Below are 19368 nucleotides of genomic sequence, written 5' to 3' on the forward strand. Positions count from 1 at the left end.
GGCAAGCGGCCTTTGCCACCGCCCCAGGCCGTGCGACGCGGCCGTCCGCTCGGCGCAAACGGCCCATCGCTTATTGCGGCTGGATATTCGCTGCCTTGATGGTCTGCGCCCACTGCTGGCGGTCCTTGGCCAGGTACTTCACGAACTCGGCCGACGACACGCCGGGCACGGGCTCGGAGCCCAGCAGCGCCATCTTTTCATGCGTTGCCGGGTCCTTGAGCACTTCCTGCACGGCCTGGTAATAGGTCTTCATCACGTCGGCCGGCAGGCCGGCGGGCGCAAACAGGCCTTGCCAGGTGGGCATGTCGAAGTTCTGGATGCCTTGCTCCTGCAGCGTCGGCACATCGGGCAGCTGCGGCGCGCGCTTGGCGGTGGTCACGCCCAGGGCCTTGACCTTGCCTTCCTTGACCAGCGCGGCAGCGGTGGTGATGTTGTCGACCGTCATCGCGATGTGGCCGCCCAGCAGATCGGTGATCACGGGCGCCGCGCCCTTGTAGGCCACGGCTTCCATCTTCACGCCCATGCGGCTGAGCATCGACTCGGCAATCAGGTGGTTGGAGATGCCGATGCCGGCAATGCCGTAGCTGGCCTGCGGATTCTTCTGGATGTAGCTCTTGAGGTCGTTGATGTTCGACGCGGGCACATTGTTGTTGACGATGACCACGTTGGGCTGGGTCGCGAGCAGCGTCACGGGCGCGAAGCTCTCGGGCTTGTACTTGGTGGCCGAAGGGTTCAGGTGGAAGGTCACCGACATCGAACCCGCGGCGCCCATGCCCAGCGTGTAGCCGTCCGCAGGCGCGGTGGACAGGCGCTGGGCCATGATGTTGCCGCCCGCGCCGGGGATGTTCTCGACCACCACAGGCTGGCCGATCCTGCGGCTCAGCGGATCGGCGATCAGGCGCGCCAGCGTATCGGCCGAGCCGCCGGGCGCGAAGCCCACCAGCAGCTTCACGGGACGCTCGGGCTTCCACTGGGCCATGGCCGCGGTGGAGCCAAGGGCGGTGGCGGCCAGGGTCAGGGCGCAGGCACCGGCGTGGATCATTGGTCGAATCGACATGGAAGAATTCCTCAAAATCACAGTGAAAAAAGGGGGGGTAACTTCGACAGGCTCAGGATGCTCGGATCTGGTTCACGCCAGCAACTGCGCCAGCGCATCGGCGACGATGCGGTTGGACAGCAGCGTCGGCCGGCCGCTGGCGGCGGCGACGCGTGCGCGCATGGCCTGGCTGTAGCCCATGCAGTGCATGACGATCAGGTCGCAGCCGGCCAGCGCGCGGCCCGCGGCATCGAATGCCGTGGCCGCGGCCGCGGGATCGGCTTCGTAGGGCGAGGCATGCACGGTCTGCACCGCGCAGGCCACGGGCTGGGCCAGGTGGAAGGTGTCGACCTGGGCGGCGAGCGGCACGATCAGGCCCAGCGTCGTGCAGTGCGCGGACAGCGCCGCGACATGGTGGTCGACGACCTGCTGCGGCTCGACCACCAGGCTGCGCATGCGCGGGATCAGCGTGCCGGTGCACAAAGGCACCAGCAGGTCGTAGCCCTTGCCGTCTGCCTGCTGCATCAGCGCCGCGAGGCGCGCCTCGGTCGCATGCTGGTCCAGCTCGATCTGGCCGCCGCTGCGCAGCCGCGTCGCAAACCGGTGCCGGCCCGCAACGGGCGCGAGCGCGGCGCGCTGCGCGGCATCCAGTCCGTCCAGCACACCGAACTCGTCGATGCGCACATCCGCGCCCAGGCATTGGGCCATTTCGGGCACGACGTCGGAGCGTGGCGATTCGCCAATGGTGAAGAACGCGATGCGGCGTGCCATCTGCGGCTCCTCAGGCGCCCGCCGGCGCGTTGCCGACGGTCTGCAGGTGCGCGAGCGAGCCGTAGCGCGCCTGCAGCTGGGCCCAGTGCTCGGCATGCACGAACGGCAGCTTGCCGGCGCCGAACATCTTGGCGACTTCGATGCAAAAGCGCATCGCGACATCGGTGTCCCAGGCGTTGGTCACGCCCGTGGCGCAGCCCGGCACCGTGGTCTGGGCGGTCAGCGCCACGCCCACCACGGGAGCATCGCTGGCAATCGTCGGCTGCATGATCGAGTTCACATGCGGCAGGCCGTTTTCATAAGGCGTGATGTCCTGCGTGGTCAGCGGCAGCGTCAACGGCAGCTCGCCGCTGACCCAGCCCATCAGGTCGAGCATCAGATCGGGAATCGGCAGCAGGTAGCCCTGCTTGGCGACCGGTGTCAGCGCCACGCCGCGCTGGTTCACCAGGCGGTTGCCGCGCGTGGTGTCCACGGCCAGGATCGCATCCATGCGCGCGCTGACTTCATGGCGCATCATCTCGCGCATCGCGAACGGCGACTTCATCATCGGCACCGGGTGGTGCGGGCGCGTGCCGGCGCGCGGGCAGATATGGGTGTGGATCAGCACGCTGCCTTCGAGCTGGTCGCCGCGGTTGTGCATCTCCATCAGCTGCGCGGCCGCGGCCAGCGCGACGACGGCGCCGTCGCTGTCCGAGACCAGGCCGGTGACGCTGGGGCGCGCGCCCACGCCGCCCAGGCGCCCGACGAGGCCCAGGCGCGGCGCCTCGGGGTTGCTGCCGGGGATTTCAATCGCGATGAAGTCGGTCGACAAGCCGTCCTGGCTCACGGGCGTCACGCGGATGCTGCCGACGCCGAAGCCGCGCAGGTATTGGGCAATGCTCTCGCCGCTCACATGGGCGCTGGACAGGAGATCGATGAAGTGGGAAGTGTGTTTCATGGGGTCAGAATTTCCAGGGGCCCATCGGCAGGATGGCGGGGACATCGGCATCGGTGAACCAGCGCGCCGGGGTTTGCGGGTCGCCCAGCAGCGTGTAGCTGCCGGCATCGACGCGCACGCCCGTGCCTTCGGGCAAGCCCAGCACCGGCACGCCGGGATTGAGCAGCGCGAACTCGCGCAGCCGCTGCTGGCGCGTCTCGCCGCGGTGGCCCTCGGGGTGGGCCTCGGTGTAGTGGGGGTTGATCTGGAACGGCACCAGGCCCAGCGTGTCGAAGCCCAGCGGGTCGACGATGGGCATGTCGTTGCTGGTGCACAGGCGCGGGCAGGCCAGGTTGGCGCCGGCGCTCCATCCCAGATAGCGCGCGCCGCCCGAACGCACGCGCTCGGCAATCGCGGCCAGTTGGCCGGTGCGGCGCAGTTCGCGCACCAGCGCAAAGGTGTTGCCGCCGCCGACCACGATGTGCGTGGCGCGCGCGATGGCCTCGAGCGGACGTTGCGCGCGGTGCAGCGAGTCGAGCGCCAGGCCCGCCGGCTGCAGCGCCTCGGCAACCAGGGTTTCATACGCGTCCCAGGTGCGCGTCACGCCCGCATAGGGCACGAACAGCACGCGCGTGCCCGCGGCCGGCTGGGCCCATTCGGCGATCGCGGGCAGCGCATGGGTCAGGAAACCCAGCGGGCTGCTGGAGTTGCTCAGGAGAAGAAGTTGCATGTTCGGAGGTTCACAGGGAAGGGGACCACTGCGCGGGCGGCAGTGCGGGTTCGCTCCAGTAGCGGTCGCTGACGCGGCGGCCGAGCGCGCCGACCTCATCGAGCATCAGCTGCCGGTACTGATTGAGGGAGGGGGCATCCATGGGCGCATGGACACCGGCGACAAACGACAGGCAGAAGCCGCGCAGCTCGCCGCTCACCGGGTGGCGCACCGCGGCCGCGATCGCGCCCACGCCGGGCAGCGCCGCGTCGACCAGCACCGCATGCTGCTGGCGCGCGGTCAGCGCCACCTGTTCGGCCAGCGCGCCGACATGGGCCAGGCCGGCCTGGCTCGGTGGATCGAGAGGCGCGAGCGGGTCGTTGCCATACAGCAGTTCGAACTCGCTGGCGCTCAGGCGCGACAGCATGGCGCGGCCCATCGCGGTATCGCCGGCGGCGCGCAGCGAGCCCGGCGGCGACACCACCTGCACCGGCGAACGGCCGTCGAGCCGCTGGATGACCATGGTCTGCGCGCCGCTGAGCGTCGAGACATAGGCCGTGAGGCCGGTGCGCTCGGACAGCTCCTCCAGCACCTGCCGGCATTGATCGTCCCAGGAACTGCTGTGGTTCTGCGCGTGCGAGGCCTGGGCCAGCAGCGCGCTGGTGCGGTAGCGCCGCGTCTGCGGGTTCTGCTCGAGCAGGCCGAAGCGGTGCATCTGGTTGAGCAGATGCGAGGCCGAGCTTTTCGGCAGATCCAGCTGTTCGGCGACCTCGCTGAAGCTCAGGTCGGTCACGCCCTGGGCGTAGACCGTCAGCAGGCGCTGCACGTTTTCCAGAATGCTCATGGCAATGTCTCAGTTCAATATTTTGGAACTATGTTCGGTATTTTCGTAAATCATACGGGATAGGCATGGCGGCAGGTGTTGCGCGGTATTGAAAATAGCTTGCAAAAAATGCTCGACCCGATAGCTGCTTGCTATGCTTGGCTGAAGTCATCATTTACGATGTGAGTCATCGCTTTCGATCCATGCGAGGCGTAGCGATCGGTTTTTCGCTGCGCACCAGGGTGGTGAGTGCGTGCGCACTGTGCGGGTGCGCGCCGGCTTGAATTGGTGCGCAGGCTGAACCGCGGTTTTCGTGACTTTTTGTATACACTTTCGCCAAACAGACTTGGTCGCAGCGGTGCCCATGGCGGTGGTCCAGCCACCCGAGGTGCGCGATCTTCTCCTGCCCAGAGCGCCCGCAGTGGTGGGCAGGTGGATCTACATGGCAGCCCCACGCTGCCAGGATTGAGAGCTATGGAAAGCTACTTTCTCGATTGGGCCAATCTGCTGCTGCGGTGGCTGCACGTCATCACCGCGATTGCCTGGGTGGGCTCGTCGTTCTACTTCGTGTTTCTCGACAGCAGCCTCACGCCGCCCCAGGACGAAGACCTGAAGAAGCAGGGCGTGAGCGGCGAACTCTGGGCGGTGCACGGCGGCGGCTTCTACCATCCCGTGAAGTTCGCGGTATCGCCGCCGAAGCTGCCCGACCACCTGCACTGGTTCTACTGGGAAAGCTATACGACCTGGCTCAGCGGCTTTGCGCTGCTCACGGTGTCGTACCTGTGGAACGCCGACATCTACCTCGTCGATCCGTCCAACCCGCATGCGCTGCACCCGCATGCGGCCATTGCCGCGGCGCTTGCCTTCCTGGTCGTGTTCTGGCTGCTGTACGACGGCATCTGCCGCGTGTTCGGCCAGCGCGAGCGCGGCGATGCGATCGTCGGCGCGCTGGTGCTGGTGCTGGTCTGCGGGGCCGCCTGGCTGGCCTGCCACATCTTCCCGGGCCAGACCGCCTTCCTGCTGATGGGCGCGATGCTCGCCACCTCGATGAGCGCCAACGTCTTCTTCTGGATCATTCCAGGCCAGCGCACCGTGGTGGCGGACCTGAAGGCGGGCCGGCCCGTCGATCCCATCCACGGCAAGCGCGGCAAGCAGCGCAGCGTGCACAACACCTACTTCACGCTGCCGGTGCTGTTTGCGATGCTCTCCAACCACTATGGCTGGCTGCACAGCCACGCGCAGAACTGGCTGGTGCTGATCCTGATGATGTTCGCGGGCGCGGCCATCCGCCAGTTCTTCGTCATGCGCCATGGCTTCAAGCTGGGCCGCAACCGCCATCCCTGGCCCTATGCGCTGGCCGGCGTGCTGGTGCTGATCGCCACGGCCGTGTGGCTCAAGCCGGTGCCGAAGGCGGCGGCGGCGCCCGTGGCGGCAGCCGCGCCGTCTGCGGCCCCGGCGGCGGGCGTTCCCGGCTATGACGCGATGAGCACGCTGTTCACCCAGCACTGCGTGGTCTGCCACAGCGCGGCCACGCTGGCGCAGAAGAACGTCAAGCTCGACACGCCCGAGGACGTCAAGCTGCATGCGGCGCAGGTCTACCAGCAGGTCGTGGTGCTGCGCAAGATGCCGTTTGGCAATCCGGGCGCGTTGACCGATGACGAGCGCAGCCTGGTCAAGCGCTGGTACGAGGGCGGCGCCCCCGTGCAATGAACCCGCATGGCCGCGAGCATGCAAAATGACCGGCCATGACTACAAAAAATACTTCCGAGACAGGCGCGCTGCCCGATCCGCACCGGCAGCCGTGCGAATTCCTCCAGGCGCTGTTTGCCACGGCGGTGCGCAGCGCGCAGCCGCTGCATGCGATGGCCGCGCACCTGCCGCCGCCGCCGCGCGGGCGCACGCTGGTGATCGGCGCGGGCAAGGCCGGCGCCGCGATGGCGCAGGCGGTCGAGGCGCTGTGGCCGGCCGAAGCGCCGCTGAGCGGGCTGGTCGTCACGCGCTACCACCATGTGCCCGAACGCCCCGCGGGCCTGGCGCCGCGCATCGAGGTCGTCGAGGCGTCGCACCCGGTGCCCGATGCCGCGGGCATGCAGGCCGCCGAACGCATCCTGGCGCTGGTGCAGGGCCTCACGGCCGACGACCTGGTGCTGTGCCTGATCTCGGGCGGCGGCTCGTCGCTGCTGACGCTGCCGGCCGAGGGACTCACGCTCGAAGACAAGCAGCGCATCAACCGCCAGCTGCTGGAAAGCGGCGCCGACATTGCCGAGATGAATTGCGTGCGCAAGCACCTGTCGCGCATCAAGGGCGGGCGCCTGGCCGCGGCCTGCGCGCCCGCACAGGTTGCCACGCTGACGATCAGCGACGTGCCCGGCGACGACCCGGCGACGATTGCCAGCGGTCCGACGGTGGCCGATGCCGGCAGCTGCGCCGAGGCGCTGGCCATCATCGACCGGCTGAAGATCGAGTTGCCCGCCGCGGTGCGCGCGGGCCTGGAGAGCGGCGCGCTGGAAACGCCCAAGCCCGGCGCAGCGATGTTCGACGGCCATGGGCTGGCCGTCATCTCGGCGCCGCAGCAGGCGCTCGAAGCCGCGGCGGCGCAGGTGCGCGCCGCGGGCCTGCACGCCTATGTGCTCAGCGACGAGATCGAAGGCGAGTCGCGCGAGGTCGGCCGCGTGCATGCGGCGCTGGCGCGCGCGGCGGCGCGCCCGGGCCAGCCGTTCCAGCCCTTCCAGACGCCCTGCGTGCTGCTCAGCGGCGGCGAGACCACGGTCACGGTGCGGCCACGCGCGCCCGGTGCGCCCAAGGGCCGCGGCGGGCGCGCGGGCGAGTTCTGCCTGGGCCTGGCCCAGGCGCTGCAGGGCCAGCCCGGCATCTGGGCGCTGGCGGCCGACACCGACGGCATCGATGGCGTCGAGGACAACGCCGGCGCGCTGGTCACGCCCGATACGCTGGCGCGCGCCCGCGCGCAGGGCCTGTCGCTGCGCGACCATCTGGAGCGCAACGATGCCTGGACCTTCTTCGATCAGCTCGGCGATCTGGTGGTCACGGGCCCCACCTTCACCAATGTCAACGATTTCCGCGCGTTGCTCGTGCTCGGCGCGGATTCTTGACCTAACGCAAAACCCGCGCCGCGCCGGCGCGGCACATTGGGCGGATGTTGTCCCTGCCCAGCGTCGATGCCCTTTCCCCTGCCGAGCACCGCAGCGCGGGTTCGCTGCTGCGCGCGCGCCACACGCGCTGCGCCGACGTGCTGTATCTGGACCGTGGCCGGGTCGCGCTCGGGATTCTCGAATCGACGGGCAAGCTGCAGCATCAGCTGGGCCTGGTCGAGGGACCGGCCTGGCTCGACGCGGCGTTTGCGCTGCGCCGGCGCAGTTGCAGCCTTGACATGGTGGCCCAGGGCCCGGTGCAACTGCGCCGCGTGGCGCTGGGCAGCTTCGATGCCGGCGTGCAGCGCCTGCCGCCCCTGCTGCGCGGCTTGGTCGATGACCTGGCCCAGGCGTATTGCGCGCAGACCGACCTGGCACTGAGCCGGCTGCTGCAAGACGCCGAGGGGCGCTGCGCGCAATGGCTGCTTCAGCATGCGCAGGCCGGGCCCGAGGGCCGGGTGCAGGTGCTGCTCAAGGAGCGCAAGCGGCAGATTGCCGCGCGCCTGGGCATTGCGCCCGAAACCTTCTCGCGCGTGCTGCGCCAGTTGCGCGATCAGGGGCTGGTGGCCGGCAAGGGCAACCTGCTGCAGCTGCCGCATCCCGCGGGGCTGCAGATGCTGCTCGCGGATTGAGGCCCGCGCGTCCCGCCGCGCGGGGGGCCGAGCAGGGCTTACAAATCGTTTCCCCGCGGTATGAGGGTTCGACCCATAGGGCCGGGCACGGCGGCTGTTTATATTGGCTGGACCTTGGCTCCGTCCCCCGCCCATGGCCCCTGATGCCGACCTCTCCCGTGCCGCCGGCCTGTCCGAAGAGGGCCGCCTGCCGCCGCGAGCCCGGCTCGGGCCGCTGCTGCGCAGCCTGCTGCTGCTGCTGGTCGCGGCCGTGCTGCTGGCCGGCGCGGGCAGTGCCTGGTATGTGCAGCGCGGCGTTGCGCAGGAGTTCGTGGCGCGCGCTGTCGACCAGCAGGCCGAAGAGGTCGAAGTGGTGGCGCGGCTGCTGGCCGCGCGCATCGAGCAGCAGCAGAAGGTGTTGCTGGCGCTGGCCGATTCCCTTCCGCTCAAGCGCCTGCAAGACAGTGCGGCACTGGCCGGCGAACTGCACCAGGAACTGCCGCTGGCCGACTGGTTCGATTCGCTGAGCGTGGCGCTGGCCGACGGCCGGGTCATGGCCTACATGCGCGCCGGCAAGGACCGTCCGCTGGAATCGCTCGACGGCAACGAGCGCGAACTGCTGCGCCGTACGCTGGCGGGCGGCAAGCCCATGGTCGGCACGGTGCTGCAGCCCGAAGGCGAGGACCTGCGGCTGCTGTTCACCGCGCCGCTGCGCACCAGCGCGGGCGCGGTGGTCGGCGTCATGGCCGGCGGCATGCGGCTGTCATCTCAGGCCTTGCTGCCCCCCACCGCGGCCGACGGCTGGAGCGCGAGCCGGCTGATGCTGGTCGCGCCCGACGGCAGCATCGTCGCCCACTCCAGCCCCGCGCGCTGGCTGGGCCATGTGCGCGACGAAGCCGGCCTGGGACTGCCTTTCCTGCGCACGCTGCAGGCGCAATTGCCGGTGCAAAGCCGCAGCACCAGCCAGGCCGAGGACGGATATCTCTATACGCTGGCAGGAATGCCGCTGCCGCAATGGTTCGTGGTGCGCGTGGCGCGCCTGGAGGCGCCGCCGCTGTGGGGCCTGTCGGGCGAGGGCAGCGCGGCGCTGCTGGGCGCGGCCGCGCTGGCGCTGCTCGCGGCGGCGGCGATGGTCGTGCTGGCCTATCCCTGGATGGAGCTCACGGCGCGTGCCGAGCAACTGCTGCAGCGCCATGCGCCGGGACGCATGCCGCGGCTCGGCTGCATGCCTTCGGTGGCCCATGCCTGGGGCGAGGTCGCGGTGCTGTGGCGCGCGCTGCATGCACTGTCGCGCCAGCGCGATACCCAGGCGCGGCGCGCCGCGCGCTTTCAGGCCCAGACGCAGACCATCCTCGAGGAAGCACCCGTGGCCATCGTCGTCACGCGCCACGACCGCGTGGAGCTGCTGGGCATGCAGGCCGCACGCCTGCTGGGCTATGCGCCCGATGAATTGCAGGGCTACCCGATCCGCCAGCTCTGCGCCAGCGATGCCGAGCATGCGCGGCTGATGGAGCGCATCCACTGGGAGATGCGCGCCTATGGGCAGTTCAACGGCGAAGTCTCGCTGATGCACAAGAACGGCCACCCGGTGTGGCTGCGCATGCAGGGCCGGCGCGTGGCCTCGCCGCTGCGCCGCGATGCCGGGGCCGGCGTGGCCATGGTGTGGATGGTCAGGGACGTGACCGACCAGCGCAAGGCGCGCGCCCACCCGCAGTGGATGGCCCAGCACGATGCGCTGACGCAGCTGCCCAACCGCGAATCCTTCACCTTGCGGCTGCAGCAGTGGCTGGACGAGCGCCGCAAGGCGCCGGCCGAGGGCGGGGTGCTGCTGTTTCTCGATCTCGACCATTTCGCCAGCGTCAACGATGTCGCCGGGCACGACGCCGGCGATGCGCTGCTGCGGCATTTCGCGCGCCTTCTCGAAACCCTGGTGCCCGCCCCGGGCGTCGCGGCGCGGCTGGGCGGCGACGAGTTCGCCGTGCTGCTGCCGGAATCGAGCCTGCGCGAGGGCCGCGCCCATGCCAGCCAGCTGTGCGAAGCCGTGGGCGCCTGGGAGGCGTCCTACCAGGGCCAGCGCTTCTGGCTGGGCGTGAGCATAGGCCTGGTGGTGCTCGATGCACAAAGCAGCATTGCGGCCATGCTGCATGCCGCCGACATGGCCTGCTACGAAGCCAAGCGCCAGGGCCGCGGCCGGGTGCAGGTGCAGGAGCGCTGCGAGATCGCGGAGAACGGGGCGGGGCCGGGGTGACCGGGCCCCAGCCTGTCAGACCCTTCCCATCGCCCGCAACAGGTTCTCCGCCGTCGCCGGCGCCGTGAGCGTCAGCGGCTGCTGCGCGAGCGCGGGCGGCCGGCTGGCCGCCACCGCGTTGCGCAAGGCTTCGTACACGCTGATGGCCAGCATGAACGGCGGCTCGCCCACGGCCTTGCTGCCGCCGACGTTGTCCTCGCGGTTGGCTTCGGGCCAGAGGTCGACCTGGAAGTGCGCGGGAATGTCGCCGGCCGTGGGAATCTTGTAGGTGCTGGGCGCGTGCGTGGTCAGCAGGCCCTGGTCGTTCCAGACCAGCTGCTCGGTCGTGAGCCAGCCCATGCCCTGCACGAAACCGCCCTCGATCTGGCCGATGTCAAGCGCCGGATTGATGCTGTGGCCGACGTCGTGCAGGATGTCGACGCGCAGCACGCGGCTCTCGCCGGTCAGCGTGTCGAGCGCGACCTCGGTGCAGGCCGCGCCATAGGCGAAGTAGTAGAACGGCCGGCCCGTGAGCGTGTGCTTGTCGTAGTGGATCTTGGGCGTGCGGTAGAAGCCGTCGCTCCACAGCTGGATGCGGTTGGCATAGGCTTCGCCCACCACATCCTCCCAGCGGCGCTCGCTCCTGGGCGTGCGCACCAGGCCGCCCGCGAAGTCCACCGCGCCCGCGCCGCAGCCGTCGAGGCCGGCGACGAAGGCCGCGAGGTTGTTGCGCACGGTGCGCGCCGCGTACTGCGCGGCGCGGCCGTTGAGGTCCGTTCCGCTTGAGGCCGCGGTGGCGCTGGCGTTGGGGATCTTGCTGGTGTCGCTGGCCGTGACCAGCACGCGCGCCAGCGGCACGCCCAGCTCGTCGGCGACGATCTGCGCGACCTTGGTGTTCAGGCCCTGGCCCATCTCGGCGCCGCCATGGTTCACCTGCACGCTGCCGTCGGTGTAGACATGCACCAGCGCACCGGCCTGGTTGAACAGCGTGGCCGTGAAGCTGATGCCGAACTTGACCGGCGTGATCGCCAGGCCGCGCTTGATGATTGGCTGCCCGGCGTTCCAGTCGCCGATCGCCGCCTGGCGCGCGTGGTAGTCGGCGGATTTGGCCAGCGCCGGCAGCAGCGCATGCAGGATGTTGTCCTCGACGCGCATCTGGTAGTGGGTGAGGCTGCGCTGGCCGCGCGGATCGGCGTCGTAGAGATTGCGCATGCGCACCGCAAGCGCATCGAGGCCCAGCTGGCGCGCGATGTCGCCCATGATGGCCTCGATGACGATCACGCCCTGGGGCCCGCCAAAGCCGCGGAAGGCGGTATGGCTCTGGGTGTTGGTCTTGCAGCGGTAGGAGGCAATGGCGACGTCGCTGAGGAAATAGGCGTTGTCGGCGTGGAAGATCGCGCGGTCGGCCACCGGTCCCGACAGGTCGGCCGAGAAACCGCAGTTGGCGAACATCTCCAGCTGCAGGCCGAAGATCAGGCCGGTGTCGTCGAAGCCGACGTCGTATTCATACGCAAAAGGATGGCGCTTGCCGGTGACCATGAAGTCGTCGTCGCGGTCGAGCCGCAGCTTGACCGGAGCGCCGAACTTGTGCGCCGCCAGGCAGGCCCAGACCGCCAGGTGCCCGGCCTGGGTCTCCTTGCCGCCGAAGCCGCCGCCCATGCGCCGGCACTCCACCTTGACCGCATGGTTCTCCAGGCCCAGCGCATGCGCGACCCAGTGCTGCACCTCGCCCGGGTGCTGGGTGCTGGAGTACACATGCCACTGGCGCTGCTCGAGCGGCAGCGCGTAGGCGATCTGGCCTTCGAGGTAGAAATGTTCCTGGCCGCCGACTTCGAGCCGGCCGCCCAGGCGGTGCGGGCTGCGCAGCAGCGCGCCTTCGGCATCGCCGCGGCGCACGAACACCGGCGGCAGCACATAGCTTTGCTGCGCATGCGCGGTGTGCACGTCGAGCACCGCGGGCAGCGGGTCGATGTCGCAGACCACCAGGCGCGCCGCGCGGCGCGCAAGGCGCTGGCTGTCGGCCACCACCAGGCCTATCACCTGGCCGACGTGCTGCACGCTGTCGAGGGCGAACACCGGCTCGTCGTGGCCGAACGCGGCGAGGATCTTGTCGCCGGGCACATCGGCCGCGAGCACGACGCCGCAGACCCCGGGCAGCGCCAGGGCCGCCGCGGCGTCGACGCCGCGCAGCCGGCCGTGCGCCACCTTGGACAGGATGGGCGCGGCAAACAGCGTGCCCTTGAGTTCGGGCAGGTCGTCGATGTAGTGGGCCGCGCCCAGCACCTGCGCCTGCGCGCTTTCATGGATGTGCGACCGGCCCATGGCCGGCGCCACGCGCGGCGCGGCCAGCGCCTGCGCGGCTTCGGGAATCAGGGGAGGGAGGACTTTCATACCGGGGCTTTCTGGACGGCAGCAGCTTGCGCCAGGGGAATAAGAGTGGCCAGGGTGCTGCCCGGACCCTGGCTTTCAAGCCAGTAGCGCTCTAGCAGGTGGGCCAGCAGCGCGCGGCGGTAGTCGCCGCTGGCGCGCATGTCGGACAGCGGCTGGAATTCATGGCGCAGCGTGTCCGCGGCCTGCGTGACGCTGGTTTCGTTCCAGGCCGCGCCGGCCAGCACCGCCTCGGTGGCGCGCGCACGCACCGGCGTGGCCGCGACGCCGCCCACGCCCATCGATGCGGCCTGAACCTCGCCGTCCTGCAGCGTGAGCTGGATCGCGAGGCAGACCGCCGAGATGTCGTCGTCGGTGCGCTTGGAGACCTTGTACACGCGCAGCAGTTCGCCCGCGCGCGGCTTGGGCACCTCGATGCGCGCCAGCACTTCATCGGCGGCCAGCTGGTTCTGGCGGTAGCCGGTGTAGAAATCCTCGATGGGCATCCGGCGCTCGCCGCGCTGGCTGGCCAGCACGATGCGCGCGCGCAGCGCGATCAGCAGCGGCATCGAGTCGCCGATCGGCGAGCCGTTGGCGACGTTGCCGCCCAGCGTGCCGGCATTGCGCACCGGCAGGCCCGCAAAGCGCGCGGCGAATTCATCGAGCTCCGGCCACAGCGCCTGCAGCGCGGCAAATGCCTGGGTCAGCGTGGCCGCCGCGCCGATCGACAGATGCTCGCCCTGGTCGTCGATCTGCCGCAGCTCGGCGACGCGCGTCACATCCAGCACCTGGCCGAATTCGCGCAACTGCTTGGTGACCCACAGGCCGACATCGGTGCCGCCGGCGACGATCTGCGCCTGCGGGTGGGCGGCGCGCGCCGCCAGCAGCTCGGCCAGGGTACGCGGCGCGAGATAGGCGGCTGCGGCCGGCGCGGGCGCGCCCAGCCGCTGCAGTTGTTCGAGCACCGCGGCTTCGTCGACCTGGGCGCGCGGCAGCTGCTCCATCTGCTGCGCGGCGTCGAGGATGGGGCGGTAGCCGGTGCAGCGGCACAGGTTGCCCGACAGGTCATGCTGGGCCTGTTCGCGCGTGATGGACTGGCCCTGGCAGACGCGGTTCTGGTACATGCCGAACAAGCTCATGACGAATCCCGGCGTGCAGAAGCCGCACTGCGAGCCGTGGCAGTGGACCATGGCGGCCTGCGCCGGGTGGATGCTGGCCGGCGTGTCGCGCGCGATCAGCGGATCGCGCGCCAGGTCCTCGACGGTCCACAGCGCCAGGCCGTTCACCGAATGGGCAAGCCGGATGCAGCTGTTGATCGCCGAGTAGCGCAGCGTCTCGCCCGCGGGCGTCGCGACGGCTTCGCCAATGACCACGGTGCAGGCGCCGCAGTCGCCCTCGGCGCAGCCTTCCTTGGTGCCGGTGCAGCCCATGTCCTCGCGCAGGACTTCGAGAAGCGTGCGCTCGGGCGGCACGTTGCGCAGTGTCACGGTCTGGCCGCGGCGAACGAATTGCAAAACAGGCAGGGTCATGGATCGTGGAAAAGGCAGCTTATGGGAAAAGGGTAGCAGTGCCGGCCGGCGCGCGGCGCGGGGTGGGCCCGGCGCCTGCGCTTTTGGCGACAGCTGCCAAGCAATTTTCGTGCTGACCGCGGTCCGCGTCCATCGGTGGCGGCCCGGGCTTGCGGTAAAGCACCAATGCGCACGAGTCTTGCTTGCGTCAGACTGGTCCGTCCGGCGTCCGCCTACGCGCGCTGGCGGCCCGGTCCCGCAGACAGTTGCATCCAGAAGTGAAATCACGGCTCGCCGGCACCGCCGAAGGAGTGCTCCGTCCGATAGCTAGCGGGACTTTGTTGCTACATATTTAATAGCTTATGGGCCACGCCAGGCAAGCAATTGCAGGGTATCTTGTGCAAGGTGTTTGGAAAATTGAGAGACAATCGCGGCCATGAATCCCCCTGAAACAAATTCCGCGCCCGGTAACGCACCGCCGCGCTTGCAATTGACGGGCATCACCAAACGTTATCCGGCCGTCGTGGCCAACAGCGGCGTTTCGCTGACCGTCCAGCCCGGCGAAGTGCATGCCGTGCTGGGCGAAAACGGTGCGGGCAAGTCGACGCTGATGAAAATCATCTATGGCTCGGTCAAGCCGGACGAAGGCATGATCCAGGTCGATGGCCAGGTGGTGCAGATCCGCAATCCGCAGGAAGCGCGCCAGCTGGGCATTGCCATGGTGTTCCAGCATTTCAGCCTGTTCGACACGCTCACGGTGGCGGAAAACGTCTGGCTCGGCCTCGACAAGCAGATTGCGCTCGCCGAAGTGGTGCGCCGCATCGAGGAAACCGCCCAGGTCTACGGCATGGACATCGACCCGCAGCGCCCGGTGCACACGCTGTCGGTGGGCGAGATGCAGCGCGTCGAGATCATCCGCGCCTTGCTCACGCGCCCGCGCCTGCTGATTCTCGACGAGCCGACCTCGGTGCTCACGCCGCAGGCCGTCGAGAAGCTGTTCGTGGTGCTGCGCAAGCTGGCCGCCGAAGGCTGCAGCATTCTGTATATCAGCCACAAGCTGCACGAGATCCGCGAGCTGTGCAACCACTGCACGGTGCTGCGCGGCGGCAAGGTCACGGGCGTGTGCGAGCCGCGCCAGGAATCGAATGCCTCGCTGTCGCGGCTGATGATCGGCGCCGAGCCGCCGGCGCTGACGCACCGCGAGGTCGCCACCGGCGCCGTGGTGCTGCGCGTGCAGGGGCTGACGCTGCCGCGTGTCGACCAGTTCGGTGTCGATCTGTCGGGCATCGACTTCGAGGTGCGCGCGGGCGAGGTCGTGGGCATTGCCGGCGTGTCGGGCAACGGCCAGAAGGAACTGCTCTACAGCCTGTCGGGCGAAGACCGGCGCGCCGCGCCGGCCATGGTCCAGGTCGCGGGCCGCGAAGCCGGGCGCATGGCGCCGGGCCAGCGGCGCGCGCTGGGCCTGCATTTCGTGCCCGAGGAGCGGCTGGGCCGCGGCGCGGTGCCGACCATGAGCCTGGCGCACAACCTGCTGCTCACGCGCGATGACGCCGTGGGCCGCGGCGGCTGGCTGCGCATGGACGTGCTCAACAGCCAGGCGCGCGGCATCATCGAGCGCTTCAAGGTCAAGGCCGGCGGGCCGCATTCGGCCGCGAAGTCGCTGTCGGGCGGCAACCTGCAGAAATTCATCGTCGGCCGCGAGATCGAAGCCAAGCCCCGGCTGCTGATCGTCTCGCAGCCGACCTGGGGCGTGGACGTGGGCGCGGCCGCGCAGATCCGGGGCGAGATCCTGGCGCTGCGCGACGCGGGGTGTGCGGTGCTGGTGCTCAGCGAGGAGTTGGACGAATTGTTTGAAATCTGTGACCGGCTGCATGTGGTGGCCAAGGGCCAGCTGTCGCCCTCCGTGCCGCGGGCCGAAGCCACGGTGCAGCGCATCGGCGAATGGATGAGCGGGCTGTGGCAGGCCGACGCGGCCGCGCGCGCGCAGGGAGGCCGGCATGCTCAAGCTTGAACCCCGTCCCCAGGTCTCGAAGGCCTGGACCTATGCCTCGCCGGTGCTGGCGCTGGCGATCACCGTGCTGATCGGCGTCGCGCTGTTCGCGCTGCTGGGCAAGGACCCGGTGCGCGGCCTGCAGGCGTTCTTCTGGGAGCCGATCAAGTCCGGCTACGCGCTGGGCGAACTGGCGATGAAGGCCACGCCGCTGCTGCTGGTGGCGCTGGGCCTGGCGGTGTGCTTTCGCTCGAACGTCTGGAACATCGGCGCCGAGGGCCAGTTCGTCATGGGCGCGATTGCTGCGGGCGGTCTGGCGCTGCTGGCCGACAAGAACACCGGGCCGTGGATCGTGCCCGCCATTCTGGTGGCGGGTGTGCTGGGCGGCATGCTCTGGGCCGGTATCGTGGCCTTTCTGCGCGACCGCTTCAATGCCAACGAGACGCTGGTCAGCCTGATGCTGGTCTACGTCGCGATCCTGGTGCTGGGCTATCTGGTCTACGGTCCTTGGAAGGACCCGATGGGCTACAACTTCCCGCAGAGCAAGACCTTCGACCGCGTGACGCAGATCCCCAAGCTGATCGACGGCATGCGCATGAACATCGGCGTGGTCCTGGCGCTGCTGGGCGCGGGCGTGCTGTGGGTCTTCCTGGCGCGCACGCGCGCCGGCTTCGCGCTGCAGGTCAGCGGCCTGGCGCCGGCCGCGGCGCTGTATGCGGGCTTCTCCTCGCGCCGCGCGCTCTGGACGGCGCTGCTGATCTCGGGCGGCGCAGCCGGGCTGGCCGGCGCGCTTGAAGTCGCGGGCCCGATGGGCCAGCTCACGCCCTATGTTCCCGCGGGCTACGGCTTCGCCGCGATCATCGTCGCCTTCGTCGGCCGCCTGCACCCCGTGGGCATGATTTTTTCCGCCATTCTCATGAGCATGTTCTATATCGGTGGTGAGCTGGCGCAGTCGCGCCTGGGCCTGCCCAAATCCCTGACCGGCGTGTTCCAGGGCCTGCTGCTGTTCGCGTTGCTCGCCTGCGACACGCTGGTGAACTACCGCCTGCGCTGGCAGCGCGCGCCGCGCGCCGCGGCCGCGGCGACGGTGGCCAAGGGAGGCGCGTGATGGAGTCGTACGCATTGCTTTTCGGCTCCACGCTGAGCGCCGGCACGGTGCTGGCGCTGGCCGCGCTGGGCCTGCTGATCAACGAGAAGGCCGGCATCATCAACCTCGGCGCCGAGGGCATGATGCTGTGCGCGGCCATTGCCGGCTTCGCGGCCGTGGTGCACAGCGGCAATACCTGGGTCGGCTTTGGCGCCGGCATGCTGGCCGGCGCGCTGCTCGCCGGGCTGTTTGGCGTGCTCGTCATCTGGCTCAACACCAACCAGCAGGCCACGGGCCTGGCCCTGACGCTGTTCGGCGCCGGGTTCTCGGCGTTTGCCGGCCTCAACTATGTGCAGGCCAAGCTGCCCGAACTGCCCAAGTACGCGATTCCGGGTCTGTCCGACATTCCGGTGCTGGGCCCGGCGCTGTTCCGCCAGCATCCGCTGGTCTACATCGTCGTGCTTCTGGCCATTGCCATGATCTGGTTCCTCTACCGCACGCGCGCGGGCCTGGTGCTGCGCGCCGTCGGCGAGTCGCCCGAATCGGCGCATGCGCTGGGCTACCCGGTGCGCCGCATCCGCCTGGCGGCCGTGATGTTTGGCGGCGCGATGTGCGGCCTGGCCGGGGCCTTCATCTCGGTGGTCTACACGCCGCTGTGGGTCGAGGGCATGGTTGCCGGGCGCGGCTGGATCGCGCTGGCGCTGACCACCTTCGCCACCTGGCGCCCCGCGCGCGTGCTGCTGGGCGCCTATTTGTTCGGCGGCGTGACCATGCTGCAGTTCCATCTGCAGGCCTCGGGCGTGCAGCTGGCGAGCCAGTTGCTGAGCATGCTGCCCTATCTCGCGACCATCGTCGTGCTGGTGCTGATTTCGCGCAATCCGGCCTGGATTCGTGCGAACATGCCGGCCTCGCTGGGCAAGCCGTTTTATCCCGGCTCCTGAAGCATCCCTTTCCATAACAATCAATCCGAGGAACAAGAATGACGAACCTGCACAAGCGCTCCCTTCTCAAAGCCGCCGCGCTGTCGGCCCTGGCCCTGGCCACGCTGGCTGCCTGCGGCAAGAAGGAAGAGGCCGCCGCGCCTGCTGCCGCGCCCGCCGCGGCGGCGGCCGCCGAACCGCTGAAGATCGGCTTCATGTACGTGAGCCCGGTTGGCGACGGCGGCTGGACCTTCCAGCACGAGAAGGCGCGCCAGGCACTGCAGGCCGAATTCGGCGACAAGATCCAGACCTCGCTGGTGGAAAGCGTGCCCGAAGGCCCCGATGCCGAGCGCGTGCTGCGCGACATGGTGGGCCAGGGCAACAAGCTGGTGTTCGCCACCAGCTTCGGCTACATGGAGCCGGTGCAGAAGGTCGCGGCCGATGCCAAGGACGTCAAGTTCGAGCACGCCACGGGCTACAAGACCGCCGACAACGTGCGCACCTATGACGCGCGCACCTACGAAGGCGCGTACCTGGCCGGCATCATTGCCGGCGGCATGACCAAGTCGAACCAGATCGGCGTCGTCGCCTCGGTGCCGATTCCCGAAGTGCTGCGCAACATCAACAGCTACGTGCTGGGCGCGCAGAGCGTGAACCCGAACATCAAGGCGCGCGTGGTCTGGGTCAACGAGTGGTTCAGCCCGCCCAAGGAATCCGAAGCCGCCACGACGCTGATCAACGGCGGCGTCGACGTGCTCTACCAGAACACCAATTCGCCCGCCGTGCTCAAGACCGCGCAGGAGCGCGGCGTGCGCGCCTTCGGCAAGGATTCGGACATGAGCGCCTACGCGCCCAAGGCCCACCTGGCCTCGGCCGAGATCAACTGGCTGCCCTACTACAAGAAGATCACGCAAGACACGCTCAATGGCACCTGGAGCACGGGCCAGGACTGGTGGGGCGTGAAGGAAGGCGCGATGGACCTGGTGAACATCGCCGAGGACGTGCCGCAGGAACTCAAGGACAAGGTCGCCGCGGCCAAGGCCGGCCTCAAGGACGGCAGCTTCCACATCTGGAAGGGCCCGCTCAAGGACAACACCGGCAAGGACCTGCTGGCCGAGGGCAACAATGGCGACCATGCGTTCCTCAGCGGCATCAACTTCTACGTGGCCGGCATCGAAGGCGCCGTGCCGGGCGCAGGCAAGTAAGCCTCCGGCATCGGGCAGGCACGTTACTTGCTGACACATTTTTGTCGGG

Annotated in this window: 15 protein-coding genes; 8 read left to right on the forward strand and 7 right to left on the reverse strand. The window is 69.2% G+C overall.

Annotation, left to right across the window (positions count from 1 at the left end; all coding sequences use genetic code 11):
- Window positions 1-70: 70 nt before the first annotated feature.
- The 5 genes from HUK68_RS04900 to HUK68_RS04920 form a co-directional block, all read right to left on the reverse strand.
- Window positions 71-1057, reverse strand: a complete 987-nt coding sequence (locus HUK68_RS04900; RefSeq protein ID WP_244146257.1) for a Bug family tripartite tricarboxylate transporter substrate binding protein — start codon at window positions 1055-1057, stop codon at window positions 71-73.
- A 72-nt stretch (window positions 1058-1129) separates the two neighbouring features.
- Complete coding sequence (locus HUK68_RS04905) at window positions 1130-1807, reverse strand: AroM family protein (RefSeq protein ID WP_175503175.1); 678 nt, start codon at window positions 1805-1807, stop codon at window positions 1130-1132.
- A 10-nt stretch (window positions 1808-1817) separates the two neighbouring features.
- Window positions 1818-2744, reverse strand: a complete 927-nt coding sequence (locus HUK68_RS04910) for a DUF1177 domain-containing protein (RefSeq protein WP_175503176.1) — start codon at window positions 2742-2744, stop codon at window positions 1818-1820.
- Window positions 2745-2748: 4 nt separating this feature from the next.
- Window positions 2749-3453, reverse strand: coding sequence for a dipeptidase PepE (gene pepE, locus HUK68_RS04915; RefSeq protein WP_175503177.1), 705 nt, complete (start codon window positions 3451-3453; stop codon window positions 2749-2751).
- A gap of 10 nt (window positions 3454-3463) precedes the next feature.
- The gene (locus HUK68_RS04920; protein ID WP_175503178.1) at window positions 3464-4276 is read right to left on the reverse strand and encodes an IclR family transcriptional regulator; all 813 of its coding nucleotides are present in this window, start codon (window positions 4274-4276) and stop codon (window positions 3464-3466) included.
- Between the two features lie 453 nt (window positions 4277-4729).
- On the opposite strand from HUK68_RS04920, the gene HUK68_RS04925 reads away from it, so the two are divergent.
- From HUK68_RS04925 to HUK68_RS04940, 4 genes are all read left to right on the forward strand, one after another.
- A complete protein-coding gene (locus HUK68_RS04925; RefSeq protein WP_175503179.1) occupies window positions 4730-5965 on the forward strand; it encodes a urate hydroxylase PuuD in 1236 nt (411 codons plus the stop codon).
- 35 nt (window positions 5966-6000) lie between these two features.
- Window positions 6001-7365 carry a glycerate kinase type-2 family protein gene (locus HUK68_RS04930; protein WP_175503180.1) on the forward strand — a complete coding sequence of 455 codons (1365 nt, stop codon included), beginning with the start codon at window positions 6001-6003 and terminating at the stop codon, window positions 7363-7365.
- 44 nt (window positions 7366-7409) lie between these two features.
- Window positions 7410-8036: a Crp/Fnr family transcriptional regulator gene (locus HUK68_RS04935; RefSeq protein WP_175503181.1), complete on the forward strand. Its 627-nt coding sequence runs from the start codon at window positions 7410-7412 to the stop codon at window positions 8034-8036.
- A 133-nt stretch (window positions 8037-8169) separates the two neighbouring features.
- The gene (locus HUK68_RS04940; RefSeq protein ID WP_175503182.1) at window positions 8170-10263 is read left to right on the forward strand and encodes a sensor domain-containing diguanylate cyclase; all 2094 of its coding nucleotides are present in this window, start codon (window positions 8170-8172) and stop codon (window positions 10261-10263) included.
- A 15-nt stretch (window positions 10264-10278) separates the two neighbouring features.
- Here HUK68_RS04940 and xdhB read toward each other — a convergent pair whose 3' ends face one another.
- Together xdhB and xdhA are read right to left on the reverse strand one after the other, a co-directional pair.
- On the reverse strand, window positions 10279-12564 hold the full coding sequence (gene xdhB, locus HUK68_RS04945; RefSeq protein ID WP_175505738.1) for a xanthine dehydrogenase molybdopterin binding subunit: 2286 nt from the start codon (window positions 12562-12564) through the stop codon (window positions 10279-10281).
- A gap of 65 nt (window positions 12565-12629) precedes the next feature.
- A complete protein-coding gene (xdhA, locus tag HUK68_RS04950; RefSeq protein ID WP_175503183.1) occupies window positions 12630-14138 on the reverse strand; it encodes a xanthine dehydrogenase small subunit in 1509 nt (502 codons plus the stop codon).
- Between the two features lie 415 nt (window positions 14139-14553).
- Between xdhA and HUK68_RS04955 the strand changes: the two genes are divergently transcribed.
- Genes HUK68_RS04955 through HUK68_RS04970 form a run of 4 tightly spaced genes read left to right on the forward strand, consistent with a single transcriptional unit; the run spans window position 14554 to window position 19319 of the window.
- Complete coding sequence (locus HUK68_RS04955) at window positions 14554-16128, forward strand: ABC transporter ATP-binding protein (protein WP_175503184.1); 1575 nt, start codon at window positions 14554-14556, stop codon at window positions 16126-16128.
- The gene (locus HUK68_RS04960; protein ID WP_175503185.1) at window positions 16115-17215 is read left to right on the forward strand and encodes an ABC transporter permease; all 1101 of its coding nucleotides are present in this window, start codon (window positions 16115-16117) and stop codon (window positions 17213-17215) included. Before HUK68_RS04955 ends, HUK68_RS04960 begins: the two co-directional genes overlap by 14 nt.
- Entirely contained in the window at window positions 17215-18135 is a 921-nt protein-coding gene (locus tag HUK68_RS04965; protein ID WP_175503186.1) for an ABC transporter permease, read from the forward strand. Before HUK68_RS04960 ends, HUK68_RS04965 begins: the two co-directional genes overlap by 1 nt.
- Before the next feature lie 38 nt (window positions 18136-18173).
- Entirely contained in the window at window positions 18174-19319 is a 1146-nt protein-coding gene (locus HUK68_RS04970; protein WP_175503187.1) for a BMP family ABC transporter substrate-binding protein, read from the forward strand.
- Window positions 19320-19368 lie beyond the last annotated feature (49 nt).

The sequence above is a fragment of the Comamonas antarctica genome, from assembly GCF_013363755.1.
In the GTDB taxonomy this organism is placed as follows: Bacteria; Pseudomonadota; Gammaproteobacteria; order Burkholderiales; family Burkholderiaceae_C; genus Comamonas; species Comamonas antarctica.

What these genes read in the sequence shown, in the direction of transcription:
- xdhA (WP_175503183.1), bottom strand. Translation starts at nt 14,138, where the DNA reads ATGACCCTGCCTGTTTTGCAATTCGTTCGCCGCGGCCAGACCGTGACA.
- HUK68_RS04935 (WP_175503181.1), top strand. Translation starts at nt 7,410, where the DNA reads ATGTTGTCCCTGCCCAGCGTCGATGCCCTTTCCCCTGCCGAGCACCGC.
- HUK68_RS04930 (WP_175503180.1), top strand. Translation starts at nt 6,001, where the DNA reads ATGACTACAAAAAATACTTCCGAGACAGGCGCGCTGCCCGATCCGCAC.
- HUK68_RS04905 (WP_175503175.1), bottom strand. Translation starts at nt 1,807, where the DNA reads ATGGCACGCCGCATCGCGTTCTTCACCATTGGCGAATCGCCACGCTCC.
- HUK68_RS04925 (WP_175503179.1), top strand. Translation starts at nt 4,730, where the DNA reads ATGGAAAGCTACTTTCTCGATTGGGCCAATCTGCTGCTGCGGTGGCTG.
- xdhB (WP_175505738.1), bottom strand. Translation starts at nt 12,564, where the DNA reads ATGGGCCGGTCGCACATCCATGAAAGCGCGCAGGCGCAGGTGCTGGGC.
- HUK68_RS04970 (WP_175503187.1), top strand. Translation starts at nt 18,174, where the DNA reads ATGACGAACCTGCACAAGCGCTCCCTTCTCAAAGCCGCCGCGCTGTCG.
- HUK68_RS04920 (WP_175503178.1), bottom strand. Translation starts at nt 4,276, where the DNA reads ATGAGCATTCTGGAAAACGTGCAGCGCCTGCTGACGGTCTACGCCCAG.
- HUK68_RS04960 (WP_175503185.1), top strand. Translation starts at nt 16,115, where the DNA reads ATGCTCAAGCTTGAACCCCGTCCCCAGGTCTCGAAGGCCTGGACCTAT.
- HUK68_RS04900 (WP_244146257.1), bottom strand. Translation starts at nt 1,057, where the DNA reads ATGTCGATTCGACCAATGATCCACGCCGGTGCCTGCGCCCTGACCCTG.
- HUK68_RS04940 (WP_175503182.1), top strand. Translation starts at nt 8,170, where the DNA reads ATGGCCCCTGATGCCGACCTCTCCCGTGCCGCCGGCCTGTCCGAAGAG.
- HUK68_RS04965 (WP_175503186.1), top strand. Translation starts at nt 17,215, where the DNA reads ATGGAGTCGTACGCATTGCTTTTCGGCTCCACGCTGAGCGCCGGCACG.
- HUK68_RS04910 (WP_175503176.1), bottom strand. Translation starts at nt 2,744, where the DNA reads ATGAAACACACTTCCCACTTCATCGATCTCCTGTCCAGCGCCCATGTG.
- pepE (WP_175503177.1), bottom strand. Translation starts at nt 3,453, where the DNA reads ATGCAACTTCTTCTCCTGAGCAACTCCAGCAGCCCGCTGGGTTTCCTG.
- HUK68_RS04955 (WP_175503184.1), top strand. Translation starts at nt 14,554, where the DNA reads ATGAATCCCCCTGAAACAAATTCCGCGCCCGGTAACGCACCGCCGCGC.